Below are 1,270 nucleotides of genomic sequence, written 5' to 3' on the forward strand. Positions count from 1 at the left end.
TGACGTGACCCCCTGATTTTCCTCCAACTGTGATTAGAGTCCGGCCTTGAAGGAAGGACGGACAGATGAAGCGGACGAGGTTTTCAGAAGAGCAGATCATTGGTGTGCTGAAGGAAGCGGAGGCAGGGGCGAAGACCGGCGAGCTGGCGCGGCGGCATGGGGTGTCGGAAGCGACGATCTACAACTGGAAGGCCAAGTATGGCGGTCTCGAGGTGTCGGAGGCGAAGCGGCTGCGCTCGCTCGAGGACGAGAACGCGAAGCTGAAGCGGTTGCTTGCGGACGCGATGCTGGACAATGCGGCGCTGAAGGATCTTCTCACAAAAAAATGGTGACGCCCGCCGTTCAGCGGGAAGCGGTCGCCCATCTCCAGGCTTGCCATGGGATGAGCGAGCGGCGGGCGTGCCGTGTCACAGGGGCCGATCGGACGAGCATGCGCTACCGGTCGCAGCGGGGTGACGATGCCGAGGTTCGGGAGAAACTGCGCGAGCTGGCGCAGCAGCGCCGCCGGTTCGGTTATCGGCGCCTGCATATCCTGCTGCGCCGGGAGGGCGTGATGATCAACAGGAAGAAGACCCAGCGCCTGTATCGAGAGGAGGGACTGATGGTCCGGCGAAGACGTAACCGGCGCCGGGCGATCGGTGCGCGGGCGCCCGCACCGGTGCTCGCGCTGCCGAACCAGCGGTGGAGCCTCGACTTTGTGCATGACCAGATGGCGTCAGGCCGGCGGTTCCGCGTGCTCAACATCGTGGATGATGTGACGCGGGAGTGCCTGCGCGCGGTGCCGGATACGTCGATCTCCGGGCGCCGGGTCGTGCGCGAGCTCAGCGATCTGATCGAGGAACGCGGCAGGCCGGGGATGATCGTCAGCGACAATGGGACCGAGCTGACATCGAACGCGGTGCTCGCATGGTGCGGTGAGGTCGGCGTCGAGTGGCATTATATCGCGCCGGGCAAGCCGATGCAGAACGGCTATGTCGAGAGCTTCAATGGCCGGATGCGTGATGAGCTTCTGAACGAGACGCTGTTCCTCGACCTCGACCATGCCCGCACGGTGATCACGGCCTGGGCCGAAGATTACAACCAGTCGCGGCCGCACTCGGCCCTCGGATATGAGACACCGGCGGCGTTCGCCGCCGAACTGCATAAGCAATGGCCTGCGCAGCTACACCCTTCGGGCTCCGCTGCACAGGCCATTGCTTACACCGCGCTCATGCGCAACAAAGCTGCTGGGCTCTAATCCCGGCTGGTGGAAACCAGGGGGTCACGTCAC

1 protein-coding gene and 1 pseudogene are annotated in these 1,270 nt (G+C 64.2%); both read left to right on the forward strand.

Annotation, left to right across the window (positions count from 1 at the left end):
• Positions 1-65 precede the first annotated feature (65 nt).
• Positions 66-218 (forward strand): annotated as a pseudogene (locus GGR90_RS19795) (transposase); the annotation flags it as partial.
• Positions 185-1,237: an IS3 family transposase gene (locus GGR90_RS19240; RefSeq protein WP_425337883.1), complete on the forward strand. Its 1,053-nt coding sequence runs from the start codon at positions 185-187 to the stop codon at positions 1,235-1,237. The pseudogene GGR90_RS19795 and the gene GGR90_RS19240, both read left to right, overlap by 34 nt.
• Positions 1,238-1,270 lie beyond the last annotated feature (33 nt).

The organism is Sphingopyxis italica (assembly GCF_011926545.1).
Lineage (GTDB): Bacteria > Pseudomonadota > Alphaproteobacteria > Sphingomonadales > Sphingomonadaceae > Sphingopyxis > Sphingopyxis italica.